General features: G+C 70.8%; 17 protein-coding genes. 3 read left to right on the forward strand and 14 right to left on the reverse strand.

Going from position 1 to position 22,698, the window contains the following annotated elements:
* Positions 1-12: 12 nt before the first annotated feature.
* Positions 13-666: an alpha-ketoglutarate-dependent dioxygenase AlkB family protein gene (locus ACFPIH_RS33985; protein WP_381166965.1), complete on the reverse strand. Its 654-nt coding sequence runs from the start codon at positions 664-666 to the stop codon at positions 13-15.
* A gap of 67 nt (positions 667-733) precedes the next feature.
* Here ACFPIH_RS33985 and ACFPIH_RS33990 point away from each other — a divergent pair, with 67 nt between their 5' ends.
* The gene (locus ACFPIH_RS33990) at positions 734-1,873 is read left to right on the forward strand and encodes a methyltransferase (protein ID WP_381167526.1); all 1,140 of its coding nucleotides are present in this window, start codon (positions 734-736) and stop codon (positions 1,871-1,873) included.
* A 7-nt stretch (positions 1,874-1,880) separates the two neighbouring features.
* On the opposite strand, the gene ACFPIH_RS33995 is transcribed toward ACFPIH_RS33990, so the two are convergent.
* The 5 genes from ACFPIH_RS33995 to htpG form a co-directional block, all read right to left on the reverse strand.
* Positions 1,881-2,708 carry a class II fructose-bisphosphate aldolase gene (locus ACFPIH_RS33995; RefSeq protein ID WP_381166967.1) on the reverse strand — a complete coding sequence of 276 codons (828 nt, stop codon included), beginning with the start codon at positions 2,706-2,708 and terminating at the stop codon, positions 1,881-1,883.
* 1 nt (position 2,709) lies between these two features.
* Positions 2,710-3,606 carry an SIS domain-containing protein gene (locus tag ACFPIH_RS34000; protein ID WP_381166969.1) on the reverse strand — a complete coding sequence of 299 codons (897 nt, stop codon included), beginning with the start codon at positions 3,604-3,606 and terminating at the stop codon, positions 2,710-2,712.
* A 128-nt stretch (positions 3,607-3,734) separates the two neighbouring features.
* Entirely contained in the window at positions 3,735-5,060 is a 1,326-nt protein-coding gene (locus ACFPIH_RS34005) for a lysine N(6)-hydroxylase/L-ornithine N(5)-oxygenase family protein (protein WP_381166971.1), read from the reverse strand.
* A gap of 155 nt (positions 5,061-5,215) precedes the next feature.
* Complete coding sequence (locus ACFPIH_RS34010) at positions 5,216-7,642, reverse strand: MFS transporter (RefSeq protein ID WP_381166973.1); 2,427 nt, start codon at positions 7,640-7,642, stop codon at positions 5,216-5,218.
* Positions 7,643-7,749: 107 nt separating this feature from the next.
* On the reverse strand, positions 7,750-9,651 hold the full coding sequence (htpG, locus tag ACFPIH_RS34015) for a molecular chaperone HtpG (RefSeq protein ID WP_381166975.1): 1,902 nt from the start codon (positions 9,649-9,651) through the stop codon (positions 7,750-7,752).
* A gap of 288 nt (positions 9,652-9,939) precedes the next feature.
* Here htpG and ACFPIH_RS34020 point away from each other — a divergent pair, with 288 nt between their 5' ends.
* Entirely contained in the window at positions 9,940-12,369 is a 2,430-nt protein-coding gene (locus ACFPIH_RS34020; protein ID WP_381166977.1) for a GH92 family glycosyl hydrolase, read from the forward strand.
* A 122-nt stretch (positions 12,370-12,491) separates the two neighbouring features.
* Here ACFPIH_RS34020 and ACFPIH_RS34025 read toward each other — a convergent pair whose 3' ends face one another.
* On the reverse strand, positions 12,492-13,541 hold the full coding sequence (locus tag ACFPIH_RS34025) for an NAD(P)-dependent alcohol dehydrogenase (RefSeq protein ID WP_381166979.1): 1,050 nt from the start codon (positions 13,539-13,541) through the stop codon (positions 12,492-12,494).
* Between the two features lie 17 nt (positions 13,542-13,558).
* Positions 13,559-14,971 carry an aldehyde dehydrogenase family protein gene (locus ACFPIH_RS34030; RefSeq protein ID WP_381166981.1) on the reverse strand — a complete coding sequence of 471 codons (1,413 nt, stop codon included), beginning with the start codon at positions 14,969-14,971 and terminating at the stop codon, positions 13,559-13,561.
* 205 nt (positions 14,972-15,176) lie between these two features.
* Between ACFPIH_RS34030 and ACFPIH_RS34035 the strand changes: the two genes are divergently transcribed.
* Entirely contained in the window at positions 15,177-16,061 is an 885-nt protein-coding gene (locus ACFPIH_RS34035; RefSeq protein ID WP_381166983.1) for an alpha/beta fold hydrolase, read from the forward strand.
* On the opposite strand, the gene ACFPIH_RS34040 is transcribed toward ACFPIH_RS34035, so the two are convergent.
* The 6 genes from ACFPIH_RS34040 to ACFPIH_RS34065 are packed head-to-tail and all read right to left on the reverse strand — an operon-like array spanning position 16,041 to position 22,676.
* Positions 16,041-16,814, reverse strand: a complete 774-nt coding sequence (locus ACFPIH_RS34040; protein WP_381166985.1) for an IclR family transcriptional regulator — start codon at positions 16,812-16,814, stop codon at positions 16,041-16,043. The two genes, ACFPIH_RS34035 and ACFPIH_RS34040, sit on opposite strands and share 21 nt — an antisense overlap.
* 38 nt (positions 16,815-16,852) lie before the next feature.
* The gene (locus tag ACFPIH_RS34045; protein ID WP_381166987.1) at positions 16,853-17,599 is read right to left on the reverse strand and encodes an enoyl-CoA hydratase/isomerase family protein; all 747 of its coding nucleotides are present in this window, start codon (positions 17,597-17,599) and stop codon (positions 16,853-16,855) included.
* Positions 17,596-19,191: a class I adenylate-forming enzyme family protein gene (locus ACFPIH_RS34050; protein WP_381166989.1), complete on the reverse strand. Its 1,596-nt coding sequence runs from the start codon at positions 19,189-19,191 to the stop codon at positions 17,596-17,598. Before ACFPIH_RS34050 ends, ACFPIH_RS34045 begins: the two co-directional genes overlap by 4 nt.
* Before the next feature lie 17 nt (positions 19,192-19,208).
* Positions 19,209-20,378, reverse strand: coding sequence for an FAS1-like dehydratase domain-containing protein (locus ACFPIH_RS34055; protein ID WP_381166991.1), 1,170 nt, complete (start codon positions 20,376-20,378; stop codon positions 19,209-19,211).
* A 38-nt stretch (positions 20,379-20,416) separates the two neighbouring features.
* Positions 20,417-21,589 carry an iron-containing alcohol dehydrogenase family protein gene (locus ACFPIH_RS34060; protein WP_381166993.1) on the reverse strand — a complete coding sequence of 391 codons (1,173 nt, stop codon included), beginning with the start codon at positions 21,587-21,589 and terminating at the stop codon, positions 20,417-20,419.
* Positions 21,590-21,593: 4 nt separating this feature from the next.
* On the reverse strand, positions 21,594-22,676 hold the full coding sequence (locus ACFPIH_RS34065; protein WP_381166995.1) for a zinc-binding dehydrogenase: 1,083 nt from the start codon (positions 22,674-22,676) through the stop codon (positions 21,594-21,596).
* Positions 22,677-22,698: the final 22 nt, after the last annotated feature.

The raw sequence follows: 22,698 nt of genomic DNA on the forward strand, positions 1-22,698 counted from the left end.
ATGATCCGTTACTCAGACGTCGTCGGGGAAGCCGCTGACCCGCAGGGTGATGTTCAGCCGTCCGGTCAGACCCAGCGCGGCCGGCGCCGTGCCGGGCCGGACGCGCGGCACCCCGTGGTACGCGAGCCGCGACGGGCCTCCGAACACGAACAGGTCGCCGCTGCGCAGCTCGACGTCGGTCCAGGGCCGGGTGCGGGTCTCGGCGTTGCCGAAGCGGAAGACGCAGGTGTCGCCGAGGCTCAGGGACACCACCGGCGCGTCGGACTTCTCGTCGGCGTCGCGGTGCATGCCCATGCGGGCGTCGCCGTCGTAGAAGTTGATCAGCGCGATGTCGTACGGCTCCGGTGCGCGGCCCAGTGCGTCGGCCGCCGCGCGCCGGCCCAGTTCGTCCAGCCAGGCCGGGAAGGGCTTCACCGGTGTGCCGTCGCCGTCGACGACCGTGCGGGCGTACGCGTAGGGGTGCCAGTGCCAGCCGAGACAGACCTGGCGGGCGGTCATCGTGCCGCCGCCGGGGGTGCGCACCGTCCGCAGTCCGGCCGGCGGACGCGCCCACTCCCGGCAGGCCGCCACCAGCTCGCGCTGCCGGTCCGCGTCCAGCCAGTCGGGGACGTGCACCGCACCGGGTGCGACCAGCGCACGCTCCCGCGCGAACAGCTCACCGTCCATGACCTCATTCTCCCTCAGCGGGCCTGAGCTGGGACTCGGCTAGCCTTGGCACATCATGGACGACCGTATGACGACGCCGTGGGGCGAGTTCGAACTGGCCCGCTTTCCCGAGGAGCCGCGTGACAGGCTGCGTGCCTGGGACGCCTCGGACTCGTATCTGCTCAGGCATCTCGCCGAGCAGGGCACCGACCTGTCCGGCACGGTCGTGGTGCTGGGCGACCGCTGGGGTGCGCTGGTCACGGCGCTCGCGGCGCACTCGCCGGTGCAGATCACCGACTCCTGGCTGGGGCAGGAGGCGACCCGGGCGAACCTCGCGCGGGCGGGGGTGCCGGCCGGCTCGGTGGGGCTGCTCACGACGCAGGACCCGGTGCCCGACCGCATCGACGTGCTCCTGGTCCGGGTGCCGAAGAGCCTGGCCCTCCTGGAGGACCAGCTGCTGCGGCTGGCGCCGGCACTGCACGCGGGCACGGTCGTGGCCGGCACCGGCATGGTGAAGGAGATCCACACCTCGACGCTGAGGCTGTTCGAGCGGATCCTCGGCCCGACCCGGACCTCCCTGGCCGAGCAGAAGGCCCGGCTGATCCTGTGCACCCCGGCCCCCGCGCTGAAGCGGCCCGCGAGCCCGTGGCCGTACGCCTACGACCTTCCCGACGACGTCGGCGGCACGCTCGCCGGGCGCCCGGTCGTCAACCACGCGGGTGTGTTCTGCGCCGACCGGCTGGACGTCGGCACCAGGTTCTTCCTGCGGCATCTGCCGGACATGCGCGGCGGTCCGAGGGTGGTGGACCTGGGCTGCGGGAACGGGATCGTCGGTACGGCGGTGGCGCTGGCCGACCCGCGGGCCGAAGTGCTGTTCACGGACGAGTCGTTCCAGGCCGTGGCCTCGGCGGAGGCGACGTACAAGGCGAACGGGGTGCCGGGGCACGCCGAGTTCCGGGTCGGCGACGGGCTGGCCGGGGTCCCGGACGGCAGTGTGGACGTCGTGCTGAACAACCCGCCGTTCCACTCCCACCAGGCCACCACGGACGCGACGGCGTGGCGGATGTTCACCGGCGCGCGGCGGGCGCTGCGGACGGGCGGCGAGCTGTGGGTGGTGGGCAACCGGCATCTGAGCTACCACGTGAAGTTGAAGCGTCTGTTCGGGAACTGCGAAACGGTCGCCGGTGACCGGAAGTTCGTGGTGCTGAAGGCGGTCAGGCAAGGCTGAGTGGGCGTCAGGAAGGCGTGAGAAGGCGCAGGGTTCGCTCCACCGTGCGCGCCATCGCCTCCCGGCCCTCGGCCAGGTAGCCGCGTGGGTCCACCGCCTCGGGACGGGCGTCGAGGTGCTCCCGGATCGCGCCGGTCATGGCCTGGTTGAGGGCCGTGCCGACGTTGACCTTGGTGATGCCGCCCGCGACTGCGGCGGTCAGTTCGTGGTCGGGGACTCCGGAGGAGCCGTGCAGGACGAGCGGGACGTCCAGGGCAGCGGCGAGCCGGCCGAGCAGGGCGTGGTCGAGAGCGGCGGTGCGGGTGGTCATGGCGTGGACGCTGCCGATGGCGACGGCGAGTGCGTCCACCCCGGAGCCCGCGACGAAGGAACGGGCCTCGGCGGGGTCGGTGCGGGCTCCGGGGGCATGGGCGCCCTTGCCGCCGATCTCCCCCAACTCCCCCTCGATCCACAGCCCTTGGGAGTGCGCCCAGTCGACGGCCGCGCGGGTGGCGGCGAGGTTCTCGGCGTACGGCAGACGGGAGGCGTCGTACATCACGGAGCCGAACCCGGCGTCGGCGGCCTGCCGGAGGAGGCTGTCGCTCTGGACGTGGTCGAGGTGCAACGCGACGGGTACGGCGGCCTGTTGGGCGGCGACTACGGCGGCCCGGGCCAGCGGCAGCAGCCGTCCCTGGCGGAACTTCACGGCGTTCTCGCTGACTTGGAGGACGACGGGCGCTCCGGCGGCCTCGGCGCCGGTGACGACGGCCTCGATGTGTTCGAGCGTGATGACGTTGAAGGCGGTGACGGCGGCACGGGCGCGGGTGATCAGCTCGCCGGTGGTCGTGAGGGGCACGTCAGCTCCCGGTCGGCCGCGCTCGCAGGACGACCGAGCGGGTGAGATGGCGGGGGCGGTCCGGGTCGAGGCCGCGGGCTGCGGCGACGGCCACCGCGAGCCGCTGGGCGCGGACCAGTTCTGCCAGCGGGTCGAGCCGGCCGGGAATCCACAACGCGCCGGTGTCCCGCACCTGTTGGGCGAGTCCCTGGGGCTCGGCCCCGAACATCCAGGTGGCCGTGCCGGGGCCGCTCACGCTGATCGGCCCGTGCCGGTACTCCATGGCGGGGTAGGCCTCGGTCCAGGACAGTGAGGCCTCGCGCATCTTCAGCGCGGCCTCGTTCGCCAGACCGACCGTCCATCCACGCCCCAGGAACGTGAACTGTCCGCATTCCACGAGCCCTTGGGGCAGGGGCTCGGCGAGTGCGGTGCGCGCGTCGGCGACGACGGCGTCGGTGTGCAGGCCCAGATGGGCGCGCAGGAGGGTGAGCGCGGTGGTCGCGAACCTGGTCTGCACGACGGAGCGTTCGTCGGCGTGGTCCAGGACGACGACCTGGTCGGCGGCCCGCATCACCGGGGTGTCGGGGTCGGCCGTGACGGCGGTCGTGGGCGTACGTCCCTCGACGCGTGTGAGCAGGTCGAGCACCTCGGTGGTGGTGCCGGAGCGGCTGAGGGCGAGAATCCGGTCGTAGGGACGGTCGTACGGGAACTCGGAGGCGGCGAACGCGTCCGTCTCGCCGTGTCCCGCGCCCTCGCGCAGGGCGGCCACGGCCTGGGCCATGAACCAGGACGTGCCGCAGCCGACGATCGCGACCCGCTCCCCCGCCGCCGGGAGCTTCCCCGCGTGACGGGCTGCCTCGGCGGCGGCCTGCGTCCAGCACTCCGGCTGGCTCATCAGCTCGTCCTCGACGTACGTCATGCCGTCACCCTCCCCCGCGATGATCGCTCGTGCAAGGTAGAGCCGCCCTTTCGAACAACTTCGAGCAGGCGATGGTGCGGCTGTTCGAGAAGGCGGGAAACGGGGCTGCCCAACTGAACCCGTGCGGCTCAGACGGTCGCGGTCCGGCGCTCCAGGAGGGACTCATGGATCTCCGCGGCCCGGACGGCCGTCGTGGACAGCAGGGTCGAGGTCAGGCCGTGGGTGTGTTCGGTGGCGCCCTGGACGTAGATGCCGGCCGTGACGTCGGGGGTGGTCTCCACCCGGTGGTCGCGGGTCACCCGCAGGGCGTCGCCGTCGTCGCGCAGGCAGAGTTTGGCGGCCTCGCCGAGCAGGGCGGCGAGGTCCCGGGGGCGGTATCCGGTCGCGTGGACCAGGATGTCGGCATCCAGGGTCTCCTCCTCGCCGGTGGGCAGGAACCGTACGGCGATGTCCAGCGAGCCGTCGGGTTTCCGGCGTACGTCGCGGATGCGGGAGACGTTGAGGAAGCGCAGCCGTTCGCGGCCCGCGACCTTCTCGCGGTAAGCGGTGGCGTACAGCGCCTCGATCAACTCCATGTCGACGACGGAGTAGTTGGTCGAGCGGTGGTAGTCGACCAGTGACTGTTTCACCTCGGAGGGCGAGCCGAAGTACACGTCCACCGCCTCCGGATCGAAGATGCGGTTGGCGAACGGGCTGTCGTCGGCCGGTGTGTAGCCGTACTTGGCGAACACCGCGCACACCTCGGCCTCGGGGAAGGAGCGGTGGAGGTAGTCGACCGTCTCGGCTGCGCTCTGCCCGGCGCCCAGGACGACGGCGCGACGCACCGGCCTTCCCTCGGCGGTGAGTTCGGCGACACGGGGCAGCAACTCGCTGTTGTGCCAGATGCGTTCGGAGAGTTCGACGCCCGGCGGGAGGTGCGGCTCCATGCCGACGGCCACGCTGATGTTCCGGGCGCGCAGGGTCAGGGTGCGGCCGGGGCGTTTCGGGTCCCGGCAGACCACGTCGAAGCGGGTCACGTCGCCGGAGTCGTCCCGCACGGGGTCGATGGAGACGACGGGGTGGTGGTAGGCGACGAGGTGGCTCATCCGGTCCGCGGCCCACTCGAAGTACTCGTGGAAGTCCAGGCGCAGCGGGAACAGCGTCTTCTGGTTCAGGAAGTCGATGAGCCGCCCGCGCTCACGCAGGAAGCAGAGGAAGCTGAAGTCGCTGGTCGGGTTGCGCAGGGTGACCAGGTCCTTGAGGAACGACACCTGCATGGTGGCGTCGTCGATGAGCATGCCCCGGTGCCAGCCGAACCGCGGCTGGCGTTCGAGGAACAGGGCGTTGAGCTGCCGTCCGGGCGGAAGCGAGGCGTTGTGTTCCTCGATCGCGATGGCCAGGGCCAGATTTGACGGGCCGAAACCTACTCCGAGGACGTCGTAGTCGATGTCCGATCCCAGTTGCGGTGCGTTCACCGTGGCATCGCCTCCCTCAGGCCACCACATGGTAGATAAGGTAAGGCTAACCTTGCAATGAGCCACCTCTCGCGTCGCCGTGATCTCCGTCTCGCCGAACTCGCGTTTGGCAGCGCCGGAGGAGCGCGGCGCCCTCGCCCCGCTCCTCCGGCCGGCTACTCCCCGGTGTGCGTGAGTGCGATGTCGTGGTCGTCCACGTCGCCGCCCGCGAGGCTGATGCCCGCCGCGCGGGGCGGGTAGCCGGTCGCGACGACCGTGTACTGGCCGCTGTCCAGGTCGGAGAAGACATACGCCCCGTCGTGCCCGGTGGTCGTGGAGGCGACGACGTTGCCGGCGGCGTCCATCAGGGTCACCCGGGCGTCACCCAGCGGCCCGGCCGTGCCGCGTACCGTGCCCCGCACCTGCGCGCCGGGCCGCAGTTCGACGTCGACCCGGGTGATCCCGGTGGTGCCGATCTCTACGGGCAGCGCCAGCGGCCGGTGCTTGGGCGAGTTGACCGCGAGGGTCACCGGCCCCGGCACCAGGTCGGCGACCGTGAACTCGCCTATGCCGTTGGTCCGCGCGGTGGTCAGCACGTCGCCGCGGACGTCGGTGAGGATGACCACCGCGTCGGCGACCGGAGCACCGCTCTCCGCGGAGCGCACCACCCCGGCGAGCCCGCTGGTCCCGCTGAGCAGCACGTCGTACGTCAGTGGCGTGGGCCCGACCACCACGGTCGTCGCCTGCGGCTGATGGCCGTCGGCGGCGGCGATCAGGACGTACGTCCCCTCGCCGGGCGCCCGGACCGCGTAGGAGCCGTCGGGGTCGGCGACCGCGCGGCCCACCTGGCGTCCGCCCAGCGAGATCAGCGTGACCGCGGCCCCGCCCACCGGCGCGCTCTCCGCGCCGCGCACCTGTCCGCGTACGGAGTGTCCGTCGCCGGCCGGATCGCCCTCGGCGAGCCCGGGAACGGTCGCGACCAGCTCGGCCACCGCGCGGGCCAGCGGCACGGCGACGGCGGCGCCCACGGCGGCCCCGTCCGGCGCCTCTGCCGTGGCCGGCGCAGGTGCCGTGGCCGGCGCAGGTGCCGTGGCCTTGGCCGGTGCCGTGGCCGGCGCAGGTGCCGCGAGCGGTGTCGGCGCCGGTGCCGATGCCGGTGTCGGCGCCGGTGTCGGCCCCGCAACCCCCCGCTTCCGGCCCGGGATGAACACCGCGACGAACAGCGCCAGCAGCGCCGCCCCCGAGCCGACCGCCATGACCACCTTGAAGCCGTTCTCGGAGGGCAGCGCGATGCCGCCGAAGGGCGTGGTCATCTGGGCCAGGATCACCCCGGCGACGGCGCTCGCGGTCGACGTGCCGATGGACCGCATCAGGGTGTTGAGGCTGTTCGCCGCGGCCGTCTCGGAGGGGTCCACCGCGCCCATGATGAGCGCGGGCATCGCGCCGTACGCGAAGCCGATGCCCGCGCCGATGACACAGGAGGCCAGCACCAGCTCCCACACGGCGTCCATCAGCACGATGTTGATGCCGTACCCGGCGGCGACGATCACCGCGCCGATCATGAGCGTGACCTTCGGGCCGCGTGCCTTGGAGACCAGCGCGGAGAGCGGTGCCGTGGCCATCATCACCAGGCCGGTGGGGGCCATGACCAGCCCTGCGGTCAGCAGTGACCTGCCCAGACCGTAGCCGGTCGCCTCAGGCAACTGCAGGAGCTGAGGAAGGACCAGGGACATCGCGAACATGGAGAACCCGAAGGCCATCGACGCGAGGTTGGTCACCAGCACCTGGCGGCGGGCGGTGGTCCGCAGGTCCACGAGGGGTTCGCCGACCCGGAGTTCGAACAGGCCCCACAGGAGCAGCACGACGACCGCGGCGGCGAAGAGCCCGAGCGTGGTGGCGCTGGTCCAGCCCCAGTCCGCGCCCTTGGAGACCGCGAGCAGCAGACTGATCAGGCCGCCCGCCATGCCGAGGGCACCGACGACGTCGAAGCGTCCGCCGGTGCGCACCTGTGACTCGGGCACGGCCAGCAGCACGAGCACCAGCGCGACGGCACCGAGCACGGCCGAGGTCCAGAACAGCATGTGCCAGTCGAAGTGGTCCGCGATGAGCGCGGCGGCGGGCAGCCCGAGGGCACCGCCGACACCGAGGGAGGCACTCATCAGCGCGGTGGCCGACCCGAGCCGCTCGGCGGGCAGTTCGTCGCGCATGATGCTGATGCCGAGCGGGATGACGCCGGAGGCGAGACCCTGGAGGGCACGGCCGACGATCATCGGGGCGAGCGCGTCGCTGAGGGCGGCGGTGACCGATCCGGCCATCAGCATGACGAGGCTGACGAGCAGCATGCGGCGCTTGCCGTACATGTCGCCGAGCCGGCCCATCACGGGGGTGGCGACGGCCGCCGCGAGGAGGGTCGCGGTGACCGCCCAGGCCGCGTCGGAGGCGGGTGCGTCCAGCAGCTTCGGCAGCTCCGGGACGATCGGGATGACCAGGGTCTGCATGAGCGAGACCACGATCCCGCCGAAGGCCAGCACCGCGACGACCAGGTCGGGCCGCGGTGCGGCGGACTCCCCTCTCGCTGCGGGCCTGGATTGCGCGTGGGACATGGTCGGGCCTCCGTGGGGATACGAGCCTGCGCGACTGCGCAGCATCGTATGCCCATTTGATTGACTCAACCAACTAGAATTTTCGGTGCTCGAACCGTGAAGATTCGCTACAGGGCGCGCTCCAGATGGTCCGCCACCAGCTTCACGAACCTCCCGGGCTCCTTCGGCCGGCCGCCCTCCGCGAGCACGGCGAGGCCGTACAGCAGTTCTGCGGTCCCGGCGAGCTCCGTGTGGTCCTCGCGCTCCTTGTACGCCTGGTTCAGCCCCTTCACGAGCACATGCCCGGGGTTGAGTTCGAGGATCCGCTGCGCCTTCGGCACCTCCTGCCCCATCGCGCGGTACATGTTCTCCAGCGCCGGGGTGAGGTCGTCCGCGTCGGAGACGACACAGGCCGGGGAGACGGTGAGGCGCGAGGACAGACGCACCTCCTTGACGTCGTCGGCCAGTCGCTCCTTCATCCAGCCGAGCAGAGCGGCGTACTCCTCGCCCTGCTTCTCCCGCTCGTCGTCGGCCTTCTCGCCGTCCTCCGCGCCCAGGTCGACCTCGCCCTTGGCGACGGACCGCAGCCGCTTGCCCTCGAACTCGCCGACGACGTCGACCCAGACCTCGTCGACGGCGTCCGTGAGCAGCAGGACCTCGATGCCCTTGGCCCGGAACGCCTCCATGTGCGGGGAGTTCTCGATGCTCTCGCGGGACTCGCCGGTCAGGTAGTAGACGTCCTCCTGTCCGTCCTTCATCCGCTCCACGTAGTCCTTGAGCGTGGTCGGCTCGTCGGCGGAGTGGGTGGAGGCGAACGAGGAGGCGGCCAGGAGGGCGTCCCGGTTGTCGGAGTCGGTGACCAGGCCCTCCTTCAGCACGGCGCCGAACTCCCGCCAGAAGGTGGCGTACCGCTCCGGGGCGGCGCTCCGCATGTCCTTGACGGTGGACAGCAGCTTCTTGGTGAGCCGGCGCTGCATCATCAGGATGTGGCGGTCCTGCTGGAGGATCTCGCGGGAGACGTTCAGCGAGAGGTCCGCGGCGTCGACCACGCCCTTGACGAAGCGCAGATAGGACGGCAGCAGCGCCTCGCAGTCGTCCATGATGAAGACGCGCTTCACATACAGCTGGACACCGCGCTGGTAGCCCTGGGTGTAGAGGTCGTGCGGGGCGTGCGAGGGGACGAACAGCAGGGCCTGGTACTCGAAGGTGCCCTCCGCCTGCAGCCGGATCGTCTCCAGCGGTTCGCGCCAGTCGTGGCTGATGTGCTTGTACAGCTCGTGGTACTCGTCGTCGGACACCTCCTCGCGCGAGCGCGCCCACAGGGCCTTCATCGAGTTCAGGGTCTCGGGCTCGGCGTCCGTGCCGTCCTCGCCCTTCTTCGGGACGGTCCTGATCGGCCAGGTGATGAAGTCCGAGTACCGCTTGACGATCTCCCTGACCGTCCAGGACGAGGTGTAGTCCTGCAGCTTGTCCTCGTCGTCCGCGGGCTTGAGGTGCAGCGTGACGGAGGTGCCCTGCGGAGCGTCCTCGACGGTCTCCAGGGTGTACGTGCCCTCGCCGCGCGACGACCAGCGGGTGCCCCGGTCCTCGCCGGCGCGCCGGGTCACCAGGGTCATCTCGTCGGCCACCATGAAGCCGGAGTAGAAGCCGACGCCGAACTGCCCGATGAGCCCGTCGGCCCCGCCGCCCGCCTCCTGCGCCTCGCGCAGCTCCTTCACGAACTGGGCGGTCCCCGAGTTGGCGATGGTGCCGATCAGCCGGCCCACCTCGTCGTACGACATCCCGATCCCGTTGTCCCGCACGGTCAGCGTGCGGGCCTCGCCGTCGGTCTCGATCTCGATGTGCAGGTCGGAGACGTCGGCGTCGAGCGTGTCGTCCTTCAGCGCGGCGAGGCGCAGCTTGTCCAGCGCGTCGGAGGCGTTGGACACGAGCTCGCGCAGGAAGACGTCCTTGTTCGAGTAGACCGAGTGAATCATCAGCTGGAGCAGCTGACGGGCCTCTACCTGGAACTCAAACGTTTCGGTCGGCATGGTTGGCGTGTACCTCACGGGTTTCGGGATCTCCGGCGTAGTGGTGAGGCCACTCTAAGCCACCAAGTCGGCCGATGATCCAGGACGTTCACGCCGCCGGGGTGCATCCCGACCGGGTGCGGAGCATCGGGTGGGCGGCGTAATCCGCCCGGGCAGCCCTGGTTCGCGCGGGCGGCGGCCCGACCGTTCACCCCGCCTTTGCCGCCAGGTCGCACGGGCCCCTTCCCTCCCTCCGGGCGGCCTCCTAGCTTGTGCTCAACTGCCCCTCGGCGAAAGGCGACTGACCGTATGCGCTGCCAACCGCTGCACACCGCAAGACGCTTCGGCACGAGATCAGTGATCGCGCTGGTGGCCACCGCTCTCGCCGTGGCCGTCCCCTTCCCGGCCATCGCGGCCGACCGTTCGGCCGAGCATCTCTCCGCGCTCGTGGACCCGCTGATCGGCTCCGCGAACGGCGGCAACACCTACCCCGGCGCCACCCTCCCGTACGGGATGATCGCCTGGTCCCCGACCAGCACGACCGGCGACCAGACCAGCACGGGCGCGGCCAACGGCTACCAGTACGACACCACGCGCATCCGCGGCCTGAGCCTGACGCACGTCAACGGCGCCGGCTGCAATCCCGGCGCCGCCGGCGACGTACCGATCATGCCGTTCGTCGGGGACGTCACGTCCTCGCCCTCCGCCGACACCAGGGACGCCGTCTACGCCGCGGACTTCTCGCACGCCGACGAGCAGGCCGGCCCCGGCCGCTACACGCTCGGTCTGAAGTCCGGTGCCACCGCCGACCTGGCGGTGAGCAGGCGCGCGGGCGTCGCCGACTTCACCTTCCCGAGCGACAAGCCCGCCAGCCTTCTCTTCCGGGTCTCCAACTCCCTCAACGGCAGCGAGGACGCGCACGTCGACATCGACGCCGCCCACCGCAAGGTGACCGGCTGGGTGCTCACCGGCGCCTTCTGCGGCCGTCGCGCGAACGGCGGGGTCAACAACCGCAAGAGCTACTACAAGCTGTACTTCAGCGCGTCCTTCGACCGTGCCTTCTCCTCGGTCGGCACCTGGAAGGACGGCACGCTCTCCCCCGGCTCGGCCACCGCCTCCGGCGGCGAGGGCTACGCGACGGGCGCGAACCGCGCGGGTCGCGGCTCCGGCGGCTGGGTCGGCTTCGACACGAGCGCCGACAACGATGTCCACATGCGGCTCGGCATCTCGTACGTCAGTCTCGGCGGCGCGGAGGCCAACCTCCGCGGGGAGATCGCGCCGCACGCGAGCGTGACCGAGGTGGCGGCGGCCGGGGCGCGGTCCTGGGACCGTGAGCTGAGCGCGGTCCGGGTCGAGGGCGGCGACGACGCCCGTCGCCGTACGTTCTACACCGCGCTCTACCACTCCCTCATGCAGCCCAACCTGATCAGCGACGCCGACGGCCGCTACTGGGGCATGGACCAGGCTGTCCACCGTCTGGCGCGCGGTCAGCGGGCGCAGTACAGCAACTTCTCCGGATGGGACCAGTACCGGGCGCAGATCCAGTTGCTCGCCCTGCTGAAGCCCACCGTGGCGGGCGACTTCGCGCAGTCGCTGTACAACTTCGCGCGGCAGAACGGCGGAGTGTGGGACCGCTGGGTGCACATCAGCGGCGCCACCCATGTGATGACCGGCGACCCGTCCGCGGCGACGCTCGCCACGTTCTACGCCATGGGCGTGCGCAACTTCGACTACGAGGGGGCCTTCGACTCGCTGGTCCGCCAGGCCACCGTGCCCCATCCGGACGGGCTTCTGGACGCCGGCTGTCCCGGTCAGTGCGTGGGCCAACGCCCCAATCTGGCCCAGTACCTGAGCTCGCACTACGCCGCCCAGGACGTGTGCCACTGCTGGGGCGGTGCCGCCGAGACCCTGGAGGACGCCGTCGCCGACTCCGCGCTCGCCAAGTGGGCGAAGCTGCTGGGGCGGCAGACCGAGGCCGAGGCACTCACCGAGCGGGGTGCCTACTGGCGCAACGTCTTCAACCCCGGGGCCACCGCCGGCGCCGGCTACATCCAGGCCCGCAGGCTGGACGGTTCCTGGGTCACCCCCTTCAACCCCGCGAGCGACCTCGGCTTCGCCCAGGGCACCAGCGCCACCTACACCTGGATGGTGCCGCAGGACGTCCAGGGGCTGGCGGAGGCGATGGGCGGCCGGGAGGTGGCCGCCACCCGGCTCGACGGCTTCTTCCACAAGGCGGACGGCTCCTGGTCGGTCCGCGGCGGCGACGCGCTGCGCTACGACCCCACCAACGAGCCCGGCATTCACGCCCCTTGGCTCTACAACGCACTCGGACAGCCCTGGAAGACCCAGGCGACCGTGCGCCAGATCCTCGACACCGTGTACGGCACCGGACCTTCGGGCCTGCCCGGCAACGACGACCTGGGCACCATGTCCGCCTGGTACGTCTTCTCCGCCCTGGGGCTGTATCCGCAGACCCCCGGCAGCGCCTCCCTGCTGCTGGGAGCGCCGGTCTTCCGCACCGCGGTCCTTGACCGGCCCGGCCGGGCGGACATCAGGATCAGCGCCCCCGAGGCCGACGCCACACACGCCTACGTGGACGCCGTACGACGCGACGGACGGCCGTACCGGAAGTCCTGGGCGGACGCCGGTCTGATCCGGCGGGGCGGCACCCTCGCCTTCCGGCTCTCCGACCAGCCGAACACCGAGTGGGCGACCGACCCGGCCGGCCTGCCGAAGTGACCCGCGTGTGGGCCCGGCCCCGCCCCCGGGCCCACACCCCATGTGCTCTTGACGCAGACGCGGGGTGTGGCACGCTCCCCCACTGCCTCGGAGGTGACGAGCGGGAGGAGTCGCACGACTGGTCAGTCGGCCGCCATGGTGTTGATGTCGATCACGAACCGGTAGCGGACGTCACCGGCCGCAAGCCGGTCGAAGGCGGTGTCGATCTGATCGGCGTGGATGATGTCGACCTCGGCGGTGATTTCGTGCTCGGCGCAGAAGTCGAGCATCTCCTGGGTCTCCTGGATGCCGCCGACCAGCGTGCCCGCCAGCGATCGCCGGTTGTACAGCAGGGAGAAGACATCGACGCTGATCGGCCTCTTCGGCACGCCGAGGTTGACGAACGTGCCGTCCAGGGTGAGCAGTTCGAGGAAGGCCTCGTAGTCGAGGCTGGCCGGCGCGGTCGAGACGATCAGGTCGAAGGCTCCCGCCAGATCGGTGAACGTCGCGGGGTCGGTGGTGAGGCGGTAGTCGCGGGCACCGCGCCGCAGGGCGTCGTCACGCTTGTCCGGGGTCAGGTCCAGAACGGTGGGGGGCGCGCCCAGTGCCGCCGCGATGGGCACTCCTACGTGTCCGAGGCCGCCGAAGCCGACGATCGCGACGCGCTTGTCCGGCCCGGCCTTCCAGTGCCGCAGTGGCGAGTACGTCGTGATCCCGGCGCAGAGCAGCGGCGCGGCGGTGTGCAGTGGGAGGGCGTCGGGGATGCGGACCACGTAGGCCTCGTCGACGACGATCTTCTCGCTGTAGCCGCCCAGAGTGGGCTGCCCGTCGCGGCCGGTGTCGTTGTAGGTCCTGACGTGTCCGGCGCGGCAGTACGGCTCCAGGCCGGCCCGGCAGTAGTCGCACTCCCGGCAGGAGTCGACCATGCAGCCGACTCCCACCCGGTTTCCGACCGAGAACCTGCTCACATCGGGCCCCGCCGCCGACACCACGCCGGCGATCTCGTGTCCGGGCACCAGCGGGTACGTGGTCGTCCCGAACTCGCCGCGGGCTCGGCTGACGTCCGTGTGACAGACCCCGCAGTAGGCGATGTCGATGAGGACGTCCGTCGGGCCGACGTCGCGGCGGTCGATCGTGGTGGCCTTGAACGGCTCGCCCGGTCCGGCCGTGGAGCGCGCGTTGACGGTGATCATGGATCTCCTCGCCCTCGTCAGCCGATGGACTTGTACTCGAGGAACTCCTCGATGCCATAGCGCCCGAACTCCCGCCCGATACCGGACAGTTTGAAACCGCCGTGCGGGGCACGCTGGTTGACCGGCGATCCGTTGATGCGGATGCGCCCGGCGCGCAGCTTGCGCGCCAGGGCCCTGGCCCGGTCCGGGTCACCGGCCCAGATCGCCCCGGCGAGTCCGTACTGCGTGTCGTTGGCGATCTCGAAGGCCTCATCCTCGCTGTCGAAGGGGATGATCACCACGACGGGTCCGAAGATCTCCTCCCGTGCGATCCGCGAGGTGTTGTCGCCGGAGAAGACCGTCGGCCGCACGAAGTAGCCGCGTTCCAGGCCCTCCGGCGCCTCGGGGCCACCGGTGAGCAGACGCACGCCCTCTGCCAGGCCGGAGCGGATGTAGTCGCGCACACGCTGCTGCTGGGTGGCGTTGGCGACGGGGCCGAGGGTGGTCGCCGGGTCGTAGGGGTCGCCGAGCACGTAGCTCTCGGCCTTGCGTACGGCCAGTTCCTCCGCCTCGGCCAGACGGGAACGCGGAACCAGCACGCGGGACAGTCCGCCGCAGACCTGACCGGAGTTGCGGAACGCGTCCTCGATGCCGACGTTCACGGCCTGCTCCAGGTCGGCGTCCTCCAGGATCACGTTGGCCGACTTGCCGCCGAGTTCCAGGGCGACCTTCTTGACGGACTGCGAGGCCAGTTCCATGACCCTGCGCCCGGCACGTACGGAACCGGTGAGGGACACCATGTCGACCAGCGGATGGGTCACCAGGGCCTCGCCGACATCCGGGCCGGCGCCGGAGACGAGGTTGAAGACCCCGTCGGGCAGGCCGGCCTCGGCGACGATCTCGGCGAAGACGAACGAACTCAGCGGCGCGACCTCCGTGCCCTTGAGCACGACCGTGCATCCGGCGGCGATCGCCGCCCCGGCCTTCATGCAGACCATGCGCATCGGCCCGTTCCACGGGGTGATCGCACCGACCACACCCGCGGCCTCACGGGCCACCACGGTGTGGCCCACCTGCTCCTCCCACACGATGCCGGGCAGGCTCTCCGCGATGCTCCGGAGGTCCTCCACCGCCGCGGCGCCCTGGGACTCCTGCGCGATCTTCGCGGGCTGGCCGATCTCGCTCACGACGGCCCGCGTGATCTCCTCGCTGCGGGCCTCGGTCAGCCGGGCGAGCTTGTGGAGCATCTCGACCCGCTCGCCGACCGACGTCTGCGACCACGCGGGGAAGGCGTCCGCCGCAGCCCTTGCCGCCAGGTCCACGTCCTCGGCCGAGCCGGCCGGGATCGTCGCCACGGTCTCCTCGGTGACCGGGCTGGTCACCGAGATGACGCCATCGCCCGAGGAGGTCACCCACTTGCCGTTGATGAAGATCTGGTCGCGTTCGATCACCGGAGACACTCCTGATTCTTTTCGCCCTGCGTCACAGCGGCCCCGTCAGGCCGGGCACAGGATCCGCGACGGGTAGTTCGTGACGTCGGGTGCCGTCCCTGACACCCGACAAGTGAATTCGTATATACGAACTTAATGTCGCCATTTCGACTCAATGCAAGCTACGCTGGGCCGCCGACAGTGTCAACGGTTCAAGGGAGAGCCCGTGACGGAGACCGGCTGCGCCCCACGCGAGCAGGTCATGTTCGAAGGTGTCCACGGCATCGGCCTTGCTGCGGACCGCTGGGAGCCCGACGATCCGCAGGGCACGGTGCTGCTGCTGCACGGTGGCGGTCAGACGCGGCACTCCTGGGCACGGACGGCACGGCGGCTGGCCGCACGGGGCTGGAGAACCATCGCGTTGGATGCCCGGGGGCACGGCGACAGCGGGTGGTCTCCGACGGGCTTGTACACCCTGGACGACATGGTCGGGGATCTGTCGCGGACGGTGGAGGCGCTGGACGAACCGCCCGTGGTGATCGCCGCGTCGATGGGCGGCAGGACCGCGCTGGTCGCCGAGGGCGAGTGTCCCGGTACCGTCGCGGGGCTCGTTCTCGTCGACATCGCTCCCCGGCTGGACCCGGCCGGGCAGGCCAGGGTTCGCGCCTTCATGCGGGGCGCCCCGGACGGGTTCGCCTCACTGGAGGAGGTCGCGGAGGCCGTCCGCTCCTACAACCCGCGCCGTCGCCCGACGTCGGGGCTCGATGGGCTGAAGAAGAACGTCCGGCTGCGCGAGGACGGGCGCTGGTACTGGCACTGGGACCCGGATTTCCTCAGCTTCACAGCCGACCCGGCGAACACCTCCGCGGAAAGGATGATCCGAGCCGCACGCCGGATCACGGCACCCACGCTGCTCGTTCGCGGACGCCGTTCGGACATGGTCACCGCCGAGGCCGCCGCCGAACTGCTCGGCCTCATCCCCGCCGCGCGTCTGGTCGAGGTCCCGGCGGGTCACATGGTCGCAGGCGACGACAACGACGTCTTCACCCGTGAGGTCCACGAGTTCCTGAACCTCACGGTCGATCGACGGTCAGATCGGTTCCCTCGCTGAAACGGTCTGGCGCGACCAGGAGTCGACGTGCTTGAGAAGTACCGTGCGCAGCTTGGCCTCACGGGGCCTCATCTCGACGGCCTGGCCGATGAGGATGGCCGCGGCGACACTGTCGCCGGCCTGGTTGCGCACGACGGCCGCGAGCGCGAGCTGGGCCCCGTGGTGGCGGAGATTCGTCGCGACGCGGCTCTTGCTGATGTCGGCGAACTCGGCGAGGAACTCCGAGACGACCTCGGGGTTCTCCGACTGCTGGCGGCGCAGGTAGGTCTCCCGGTCGGCGTCCGGGCGTGCCACCAGCAGCGCCTTGCCGCCCGCCGTCGACAGCAGCGTGCGCCGGATGTTGCTGCGTGCCGCGAATCCGGTGAGCGCGTCCGTGCCCGACTCCCCGATGTAGATCAGGTGGTCACCGGCCTCGACACCGAGAAAGACGGTCAGCCCGGTCGCCTTGTGCAGCGCGTCGAGGTCCGTCTGCGTCACCTGCCCGGCGCGGATATGGCCGCTGGCCAGGGTGAGGCCGTACACAGCAGGCCCCAGATAGAAGCGGCGGTTGTCCTCGTACAGCCATCCCTTGGCCTGCAGGCCCCGGATGAAGCCGTGCACCGAACTCTTGGGGGCGCCCAGCGCCCGGGCGATCTCGGCGAAGCCGATGCCCGGGTGGTAGACGACCTCCTCGAGGATCTGGGTCACCCGGTCGACGGTCCGATGGTTCTTCGGGCCGCTGTCGTCGTCGGAGTCTGAAGACGTGTCCGTCACGGTGCCCAATGTAGCGGAATCCGATCACGTATTCATAATTACGAACTCGTGAAGTGCGGTCGCCGTTTCTCGACGGAGGCGGCGATCCCCTCGGCGAAGTCCGCCGTGCCCAGGAGGGCGGCCTGGGCATGCGCCTCGATGTCAAGGGCCGCCGACACCTCCGCCACCATCGAGCGGCGCATCGTGGAGCGGATCGCGGGCAGTGACAGCGGCGCGGAGGCCGCTATCTCGGCGGCGAAGGCGATCGCCGCACCGCGCGGATCGTCCGCCACCCGGTCGCACAGGCCCAACTCGACGGCCTCCGCGCCATTGACTGACCGCCCTGTGTACAGCAGCTCCAGGGCCCGCTGTTGTCCGAGTGCCCGCGGCAGGGTCACGCTCAGGCCGAAGCCGTGGTGGAAACCGAGGCGGGCGAAGTTGGCGGTGAGCCGTGCGTCGGGAGCCGCGACGCGGAAGTCGGCGGCCATGGCCAGTCCGAGCCCGCCCCCGACGGCGGCGCCGTGTACGGCGGCCACCACGGGCTTGCGCCCGGAGAAGATCCGCAGAGCCTGGCGGTAGAAACGGCGGATGCCGGCCGCTCCTATGCCGCGAAGGTCGACCCCCGCGCAGAAGTGCCTGCCCTGCGCGGCGATCACGACACACGAGACGTCGTCGTCATCGTCGTAGGACAGCAGTGCGTCGGCCAGGTCGGTCAGCGACTTCTCGTCGACGAAGTTGTGCGGTGGTCTGCGGAGTTCCAGCAGTGCGACACGGTCGGCGACCTGCTTGTGGAAGACGTCGCTCACGCCCGCTCACCCGCCTGGAGGGCGAGGTCCGCTCGGGCCTGTGCTGCCAGCCCCTTCTTGTCGATCTTGCCGGAGTGGTTGGTCGGCAGCGGCTCCGGCTGGAGATGCCACCGGCTGGGGACGGCGAAGGATGCCAGCCTGGGGCGTAGCTCCTCCCGCAGCCGCTCCGCCGTGAGGCCGTTCTCGACGACCACGGCGGCCATCACCTCCTCCCCCAGGTCCGGGTGCGGGACGCCGAACACCGCGGACTCGACCACGCCGGGGATGCCCGCGAGGGCCTCCTCGACCGCGGCCGGGGCGATGTTCTCCCCACCACGGATGATCATGTCCTTCGCCCGGCCGGTGATCCAGAGGTAGCCGGCGTCGTCGATCCGTCCCAGGTCGCCGGTGTGCAGCCATCCCTCATCGTCGATGGGTGTCTCGTCCACCCCGAAGTACCCGGTCATCTGAGTGGGACTGCGGACCAGGATCTCGCCGTCCTCGTGGTCACCGGTCTCCAGGATCCTCAACTCGACGCAGGGAAGCGCTCGGCCGCTGGTCCCGGGGTGCTCGGTGGTGTCCCGGCCGGAGGCCGCCGTCGCCTGGCCGCCGTTCTCGGTCAGGCCGTAGCCGGTGGGCACCCGTGGCGCCACGCCGGGGAGCCCGGTGCGCAGCCGGTCGAGGAACTCCCCGTGCACCGGTGCTCCGCCGACGGTGAGCGAGCGCAGGGAGGTCAGGTCGCGGCGGTGGACGTCGGGGTGCTCCAGCACCCGGGAGACCATGGTCGGTACGGCACTCCAGCGGGTGATCCCCCACTCCTCGATGAGCCGCAGTGCCTCTTCCGGGTCGAACCTGCCGGCCGGCATGACCAGGGTGTCGCCGACCGTGATCGCGCGGATGAGTGTCTGGACTCCTCCGATGTGGAACATCGGGCCGGTGTGCAGGCCTGCGTCTCCCGTCGACTCGTCGATCTGCTGCGGGAGCCGTCGGGTGATGTGCAGGAGCATGTGCAGGCCGGCCAGGAGGGAGCGGTGCGAGAGCACGACCCCCTTCGGCCGGCCGGAGGTTCCGGAGGTGAAGACGATGACCGCCGGAGCGTCCTCGTCCTCCTGCTCGCCCACGGCCGGAACCGGGCGCAGCACAGGCTCTGCCTGTGTGTCGCACTCCCAGCGGCCGACCGTGGTCCCGGCAGGAAGGTTCGCCGCGCCCCGCGCGTCGGCCAGGACGAGCTTGAGGTCCAACAGTGCGATGCTGTCGGCCAGTTCGGCCTTTCCCCACCAGGCGTTGGCGAGCACGGGTACGGCGCCGACTGCCGCGCAGGCCCAGAAGTTGGTGATCCACTCCGGGCTGTTCCAGCCGAGAAGCAGCACCCGGTCTCCGCGCCCGAGGCCGGCCCCGGCGAGTTGCGCCGCCTTCGCCGTGACCGCGTTGCGCAGCCCCGCGAACGTCACCACCTGCTCGCCCTGCGCGATGTGCGGCCGCTCTCCCCACCGGTCCGCGAAGGCCAGCAGGCTGCCGATGGTGCGGGGACGGTCCTTGTAGGTGTGGAAGGCGGTCCCCCGCACCTCCTCTACGCCGATCTCGTCGCCCCAGACGGCGGTCGTTGTGATCACGCGTTCCTCCATGGCCACTACGCGGCGCCCCGGCGCGGCAGGGCGACGACGGCCGTACCGGGCATGACGTTCTGCTCTCGCTGGTTCCAGGCCCAGGTCTCCAGACGGACGACCGGGTCACCGTCCTGGTCGATCTCCTTGGCCACGACCCGGCCGCCGAGGCGGACGACGTCCGAGAGGTAGACGTGGGCGCGGTACTGGCCGTGGACCGCCTTCAGCGTGCCCGTGTCGCCGGCCCAGTGGGTGAGGGAGTGGATCTGCCAGCAGGTGCGCTGGATGCCGACGTCGTAGGCGAGTTGGGCGCCCTGCAGCTTGGCGGCGTAGTCGTTGTAGTGGACCGAGTAGACCGGTTCGAGGGCGTTGGTGCCCGGGTCGCGGAACGCCCAGCGCGGGTGCTTGCGGTACCGGCGCAGGGCGACACCGTGCGCGGACAGCCGCGGGATGGGGGCGGCGCCGGCGGCGATGTAGGCGATCTCGTCGGTCAGGCCGATCGGCCCCTTGGTGATGACGTCCATCTCGTCACCGACCGCGACCTCCTCCCAGTAGCGCGGCTCGGCGCCGCGCGGCTTCTCGGCGAGGATGTCCTCCTCGATCTGCTCCAGCTGCTCGCCGGTCCAGGGATGGGGCAGTTCGATCTCACGGGACTTGCGCCGCGCCTGGGCCTCGGTGCGTTCGAACCTGACCCGCGAGCAGATGAAACTCGCCACCAGCTCGTCGTTCTGGTTCCAGTACTCCTGGCGCAGGTAGTCCTTGATGCGCCGCCCGGCGAACTTGCTGGCGTCCGGGCCGTCGAAGCCGTCGAAGTACACCCGGGCCGTGATCTTGTCGCCGACATGGATCGGACGGTGGAACGTCATGTCGGTCTCGGCGTGGAATCCGCCGAGACCGCGCCAGCCGACCTGTACCGATCCCAGGCAGGCGAAGATGAAGCTCGGCGGGGCGACGATCTCGCCGAACGGGCCCTTGGCCGCGTATTCCTCGTCGGCCCACAGGGGGTTGTCGTCGCCGATGCCTTCCGCGAAGCGGAGGATGGCCAGGCGGGTCGCGTACTCGTTGTTGACGCAGGCGTCGGTGCGCAGCTCGGTGCCGATGAGGGCGCGCATGCCGTCGAGCATCTCGTCGGTGAACCTGCCGGTCGCCAGTTCCTTGCCGATCCCGGCGTTCTTCTCTGTTTCCGTTGTCGTCATCACAGTTCCTATGAGTCGTCTGTGTCGTGGTCGGCCGGCTACCAGGCGTTGGTCAGCAACGCGAGGGCGTCGACCCGGTCGGGGACCCGCGGCCCGCTGGTGATCGCCCAGTCGTCCAGGGCGTGGTCGGCCGCCTCGACCAGGTCCTGCTCCAGGACGCCGACATCCCTCAGGCGGGCCGGGACCTCGAACACCTCCAGCAGCCGTTCGATCTTTCCGATGACGGCCTGCGCACTGCGGTCCGTGAGTCCGAGGACATCCGCCAGCATGGCGATGCGGTGGCCGACGACGCCGGCGTTGAAGCGCATGGCGTGGGGCAGCAGCAGCGCCTCCACCACGCCGTTGGCGGCGGAGGAGCGGGGGCCCACGGCGTGCGAGAGGGCTTGCGCGAGGCCGCCGCCGGTGTGGTCGCTGCCCTGGCCGCTCATCAGCGCCGCCAGCATCAGGTGCAGCCGGGGCCGGGAGCCTTCCGGGTCGGTACGCAGCTGCGGAAGCCACGCGACCGACATGCGGAGCGCGTGGGCCAGTTGGGCGTCCGCCAGGGGGTCGATGTGCCGCGACTGCAGCCCTTCCACGGCCATGGCGAAGACGTTGAGCGCTGCCGACCAGGTCAGTCGCGCGGGTGCGGTGAGCGCCATCGCCGGGTCGAGGAGGACGCCCTGCGCCCGGGTCTTCGGGTCGTAGAGGGCGAGCCGCTCGCCGGTCTGCGGATCGCGTACCGCGCTGCCGGCCTTCGCGTAGGCCGTCGTGGGGGTGGTCGGTACGACCCATTGGGGCAGCTTGGGGGCGGTGAGCCTCGGGCTGACCAGCTTGCCGTCCGCAGCACGCCGGGTGCACAACTGCCATACGTCGCGTCGCTCGGCGAGCAGGATGGCGGCGGCGCGTGCGGTGACCACCGCCGATCCACCGCCGACGGCGATCACGGCCTCCGCGTCGTGGTCGGCGAGGAACTGCCGGGCCCGCTCCACCACGGGGATCGGGCTGTGCTCGGCCACCCCGTCGAACTGACCCACCAGGTGCTCACCCAGTGCCTCGTGCACACGGCTCAGGGCATCGGCGTGCTTGGTGACCGAGGGCCCGCACACGATGACCGCCCGCCGGGCGCCCACGCGGGCAAGTTCACGTGGAAGGGCGGCGAGGGCGTCCTCACCGCAGAAGGTGCGGAAGGCCGGGCTCACATGGCGGAGCCTCGGGTCGGGATCAGTACTCATTGGCTCATCCCTCGAGTTCGACGACTGCACGGCCACGGACCCGGCCCTCATGGAGTGCCTCGACCGCGTTGTTGAGCTCGTCCAGCGCGAACCGGTCGGTGACGAGTGCGCTCGGATCGAACCGCCCGTCGCGGGTCCACTCGACGAAGGTCTCGAAGTCGCGGACCGGATCGCAGCTCCCGCCGACACAACCGAGCAGGCTCTTCTCGCCGTTGAGCAGATCCATGCTGTCCAGCTGGAAGGGCACCCGCGGGATGCCGACCAGCACGTCGGCGCCGCCGCGGATGCCCGCGCCGCGGACGCCGGGACGTACCGATGCGAGGCTCACCGGGATGTTGGCGCCGATGCCGGTGCAGTCGAAGGCGTAATCGACGCCCCGCGTCCCGTCGTCGTGCGGGGTCAGCGCGCGGATGGCCGCCACCGGGTCGGTCTTCTTGGCGTTGACCACATCGGTCGCCCCGAACTGCTCGGCAAGCTTCAGCTTGTCGTCGTCGACGTCCACGGCGACGACCGGAGAAGCCCCGAGGATGGCGGCACCGGCGATCGCGCACAGTCCGACGCCGCCTGCGCCCCAGACCGCGACGCTCTGTCCCGCGCGGACCTCGGCGCTGTTCATCACCGCGCCGGCACCCGTCATGAGCGCGCACCCGATGATCGAGCCGAGGTCCAGGGGAGTGTCTTCCGGCGTCTTGACCACGTACTGCTCGTCGACCACCGCGTGCGTACCCCACGTGAAGGTGTTGTGGGTCCTGGCCAGGTCCCCGTCCGGGAAGGCGATGCGCGCAGGCTCGGGCGGGCGGCCGTCCAGCGGTGTGCGTGGGATCCAGGTGGTGAGGACCTCGTCTCCGGGCACGACATGGCGGACCTGGTCGCCCACCGCGACCACCGTGCCGATGGACTCGTGCCCCAGCAGCATCGACTCGGTCCGCGAGGGGTCGTAGATCCGGTCCAGCTGGCTGTGGCACACCCCGAACGCCTTCTGCCGTACGACGACTTCATACGGTCCGACGACGTCCAGTGTCACTTCCCGGATCTCCACTGCCTGCTGACCGGCCGGGAGCACCGCGATACGTGCGTCAACTGCCATGTGGCTTCAGCTCCTTTCGTTC

This window comes from Streptomyces vulcanius (assembly GCF_042653945.1).
Classification (GTDB): Bacteria; Actinomycetota; Actinomycetes; order Streptomycetales; family Streptomycetaceae; genus Streptomyces; species Streptomyces mangrovi.